At 70.1% G+C, this 4,476-nt stretch carries 4 protein-coding genes; 1 reads left to right on the forward strand and 3 read right to left on the reverse strand.

Annotated elements, in window-relative coordinates:
• Positions 1 to 787 precede the first annotated feature (787 nt).
• Positions 788 to 1,795, forward strand: a complete 1,008-nt coding sequence (trpS, locus tag ACFWBW_RS41535) for a tryptophan--tRNA ligase (protein ID WP_385385056.1) — start codon at positions 788 to 790, stop codon at positions 1,793 to 1,795.
• 68 nt (positions 1,796 to 1,863) lie between these two features.
• Here trpS and proC read toward each other — a convergent pair whose 3' ends face one another.
• From proC to ACFWBW_RS41550, 3 genes are all read right to left on the reverse strand, one after another.
• Positions 1,864 to 2,673, reverse strand: a complete 810-nt coding sequence (proC, locus tag ACFWBW_RS41540) for a pyrroline-5-carboxylate reductase (protein ID WP_266956141.1) — start codon at positions 2,671 to 2,673, stop codon at positions 1,864 to 1,866.
• Between the two features lie 156 nt (positions 2,674 to 2,829).
• Positions 2,830 to 3,567, reverse strand: a complete 738-nt coding sequence (locus ACFWBW_RS41545) for an ABC transporter permease (RefSeq protein WP_385385059.1) — start codon at positions 3,565 to 3,567, stop codon at positions 2,830 to 2,832.
• Positions 3,564 to 4,364: an ABC transporter ATP-binding protein gene (locus ACFWBW_RS41550; RefSeq protein WP_385385062.1), complete on the reverse strand. Its 801-nt coding sequence runs from the start codon at positions 4,362 to 4,364 to the stop codon at positions 3,564 to 3,566. Before ACFWBW_RS41550 ends, ACFWBW_RS41545 begins: the two co-directional genes overlap by 4 nt.
• Positions 4,365 to 4,476: the final 112 nt, after the last annotated feature.

Consider the following 4,476-nt stretch of genomic DNA (forward strand, 5'->3'; position numbering starts at 1 on the left):
TCATCCACCGAAATGGACGGGGTATCAACTTTTTGGCGTTGATTTTTGGCACGCTGTTGAGTTCTCAAGGAACGGACGCTTCCTTTGTACTCACCTCAGTAACAATTACTGGGGCTTTCCTCCGGGCTTTTCGTTCTGTTCTTGCGTTTCAGACTCTATCAGAGTCTGTCTCGCTTGTTTTCCGCCTTCCAGGTCATCCGCTTTCGCGTTTTCCCTTTCCGGCGATTCCGACTCTATCAGATCCTTTCGGTCCTGACTCCCAGTCAGCGGGATTCGCCGTTCGGGCTGTTGGGCCCTTGCGACGAGTGAGACAGTAGCGGATTCCTTGCCCCCGAACCTAATCGGCGACTGCGTCCGTGGACGCGGATTCCTCATTCGCAAATACGCATGAAAACGGGACGACAAAGTGAGTCGCTCGTTCGAATGTGTAGTGCGGGATGGCTGTCCGGGGACCGACCGGGGTCGGATGCTCACTTCGGACAACTCGAAGAATCTTACGGATCGGGCACACCTGTGTCAACCCCAGGCTGACCCGCACCGCCGAGGCCGGAAACCTCACGCCCTCCTCACCTCTCAGGGTCTAGCCTCTCCCCATGACTACGCGTGCGCTCACGCTCGACCTTCGCTGGTGGGCCGCCTGACGGCGGCCGACCATCGACACGAGCACGCACGCGCTCGACGGCCGCCGATCTCGGCGGCCGTTCCTGTTTCTCCCCTCCCGGGAGTGGCTCGGTCGCCCGACGCGGTGGCGTCGACGCCCACACCGACACGAGCAGGGAGCAGGGACATGACGAGGATCTTCAGCGGGGTCAAGCCGACAGGGCATCTGACGCTGGGGAACTACCTGGGGGCCGTACGGCAGTGGGTCGCCGCCGAGCAGGAGCCCGACGAGGCGCTGTTCTGCGTGGTCGATCTGCACGCGCTGACCGTCGAGCACGATCCGGCCCGGGTGCGCCGGCTCAGTCGGCAGGCGGCGACGCTGTTGCTCGCCGCCGGGCTGACTCCCGAGAAGTGCACGCTGTTCGTGCAGAGCCACGTGGACGAGCACGCCCGGCTCTCGTACCTGCTGGAGTGCACGGCTTCGGACGGGGAGCTGCGGCGGATGGTGCAGTACAAGGAGAAGGCGGCGAAGGCGCAGGCCTCGGGAGACGGCGTACGGCTGTCGCTGCTCACCTATCCCGTGCTGATGGCCGCCGATATTTTGGCGTACCGGACCGGTGAGGTCCCGGTCGGGGAGGACCAGCGGCAGCACGTCGAGCTGACCCGGGATCTGGCGGCGCGGTTCAACCAGCGGTACGGGTACACCTTCACCGTGCCCAGGGCCACGCATCCGGTGGTGGCGGCGCGGGTCATGGACCTGCAGGACCCGCGATCGAAGATGGGGAAGTCTGGGGACACCGGGCCCGGGGTGGTGTTCATCCTCGACGAGCCCGAGGCGGTGCGGAAGAAGGTGATGCGGGCCGTCACCGACAGCGGGGACGGCGGAGACGGTGGAGTCGTCTACGACCGGACCGCGCGCCCGGGAGTCGCGAACCTGCTGGACATCCTCGCGGCCTGCACCGGGGGTGAGCCGGCCGCGCTCGCCGACGGGTACACCGGGTACGGGGCGCTCAAGCGGGACGTGGCCGACGCCGTCGTGGAGCTGCTGCGGCCGGTCCGCGAACGGCACGCGGAACTGGCGGCCGATCCGGGGACGGTGGAGGCGGTGCTGCGCGCGGGTGCCGGGCGGGCCCGGGCTATCGCCCGGCCCGTGGTCGACTCGGCGTACCGGGCCATCGGACTGCTTGAGCCCTGAAGGAAAAGGAAGAGGGGCGGGCCGTCGTTACGGGGCTGCGCGCGCAGCCCCGTAACGGCCGGCGGGTGTCAGCTGTTGCCGGAGGCGAGTTCGCGGCTGCGGTCGCGGGCCGCTTCTAGGGCGGCGATCAGTGCTGCCCGTACACCGTGCTTCTCCAGCTCCACGATCGCGTTGATGGTGGTGCCGGCCGGGGAGGTGACGGCCTCGCGGAGCTTGACCGGGTGCTCGCCGCTGTCACGGAGCATGACGGCGGCGCCGACGGCGGCCTGCACGATGAGGTCGTGGGCCTGGGCGCGGGGCAGTCCGAGGAGGATGCCGGCGTCGGTCATGGCCTCGACGAGGTAGTAGAAGTAGGCGGGGCCGGAGCCGGACAGGGCGGTGGCCGCGTCCTGCTGGGATTCCGGGACGCGCAGGGTCTTGCCGACGCCGCCGAAGATCTCCTCCGTGTGCGCGAGGTGCGCGGCGGTGGCGTGGCTGCCGGCCGAGATGACGGACATGGCCTCGTCGACGAGGGCCGGGGTGTTCGTCATGACGCGGACGACGGGGGTGCCCTGGGCGAGGCGCTCCTCGAAGAAGGAGGTCGGGATGCCGGCCGCGCCGCTGATGACCAGACGGTCGGCGGGGACGTGCGGGGCGAGCTCCTCGAGGAGCTTGCCCATGTCCTGGGGCTTCACCGTGAGGATGAGGGTGTCGGCGCGCTTGGCGGCCTCGGCGTTGGTGACGGCCTCGACGCCGTAGCGGGTGCGCAGCTCCTCGGCGCGTTCCGGGCGGCGGGCGGTGACGAGGAGCTTGGAGGCGGGCCAGCCGCCGCGGATCATCCCGCTGAGCAGGGCCTCGCCGATCTTGCCGGTACCGAGGACTGCGACTGTCTGGGTCATGCCCGATTCACCTCGTCGAACTGTTCGTGCACGCGTGCGTGGTCTGCGTCGGCTTCTGCGTTCGCGTTGGCTTCTGCTTCTGCTTCTGCGTCCTCATCCTTGCACTCGTGCGGGGTACCGCGGCGGGCTGTCCGCAGACCGGTCAGGCGGCTCCGGTCAGGGGGTCCGGCGGCGGAGGGTGGCGGCGCCGAGGGCGAGGACCAGGAGGGCGCATCCGGCGACGACGACGGCGTCGCGGACGAAGTCGGCGGTCATGTCGGTGTGGGTGAGGACCTGGCTCATGCCGTCGACGGCGTAGGACATGGGCAGGGCGTTCGAGATCGCTTCGAGGACGGGCTGCATGGTGTCGCGGGCGGCGAAGAGGCCGCACAGGAGGAGCTGGGGGAAGATCACGGCCGGCATGAACTGGACGGCCTGGAACTCGGACGCCGCGAAGGCGGAGACGAAGAGGCCGAGTGCCGTGCCGAGCAGGGCGTCGAGCAGGGCGACGAGCAGCAGCAGCCACGGGGAGCCGACGACGTCGAGGCCGAGGACCCAGAGGGCGACGCCGGTGGCGAGCAGGGACTGGACGACCGCCATGGCGCCGAAGGCGAGGGCGTAGCCGGCGATGAGGTCGCCCTTGCCGAGCGGCATGGCGAGGAGGCGTTCGAGGGTGCCTGAGGTGCGTTCGCGCAGGGTGGCGATGGAGGTGATCAGGAACATCGTGATGAGGGGGAAGATCCCGAGGAGGGACGCGCCGATGCTGTTGAAGGTGCGCGGGCTGCCGTCGAAGACGTAGCGGAGCAGGACCAGCATCAGTACGGGGACCAAGAGCATCAGCGCGATGGAGCGCGGGTCGTGGCGGAGCTGGCGCAGGACGCGGGCGGCGGTGGCGACGGTGCGGGCGGTGCTCATCGGGTGCTCCCGTGGGGGGCTGGGGCCTTGGCTTCGGCGTTGGCGGCGTCGACAAGGTGGAGGAAGGCCTCTTCGACGGTGTCCGTGTGGGTACGGGTGAGCAGGGCGTCGGGGGTGTCCTGCGCGAGGATGCGGCCCTCGCGCATGAGGAGGAGGTCGTGGCAGCGCTCGGCTTCGTCCATGACGTGGGAGGAGACGAGGAGGGTGGCGCCGCGGGTGGCGGTGATCTCGTGGAAGAGGTTCCACAGGTCGCGGCGCAGGACCGGGTCGAGGCCGACGGTCGGCTCGTCGAGGACGAGGAGCTCGGGGCTGCCGAGGAGGGCGACCGCGAGGGAGACCCTGCTGCGCTGGCCGCCGGAGAGGTTTCCGGCGAGGGCGGTGGTGTGGGTGGTGAGGTCCACGTCGGCGATGGCCCGGGTGACGGCGTCCCGCCGGCGCTCGGCGGCGGCGCGGCCGGGGTCGAGGATCGCGGCGAAGTAGTCGAGGTTCTGCCGGACGCTGAGGTCGTCGTAGACGGAGGGCGCCTGGGTGACGTAGCCGATGCGGGAGCGGAGTCCGGGGTGGCCGGCGGGGTGGCCGAGGACGTCGAGGGTGCCGGTGACGTGGGCCTGGGTGCCGACGACGGCGCGCATCAGGGTGGACTTTCCGCAGCCGGAGGGGCCGAGGAGGCCGGTGATGCGGCCTCGCGGGACCTCGAAGGAGAGGGCGTCGAGGACGGTGCGGGGGCTGCGGCCGGTGCCGCGGCGGACGGTGAGGCCGTCGGCGTGGACGGCGGCGGCCGCTTGGTTATTCATCATGTGATGAATAATGCTCCCGGCTGTGCCGCGGCGCAAGGGGCGCGGGGGCGGGGGCGGGGGCTGCCTGGCGGAGCCGGGGGCGGGGGGCCGGGGCCGGGGCCGGGCCGGGGCC

The sequence above is a fragment of the Streptomyces sp. NPDC059957 genome (assembly GCF_042730015.1).
Classification (GTDB): domain Bacteria; phylum Actinomycetota; class Actinomycetes; order Streptomycetales; family Streptomycetaceae; genus Streptomyces.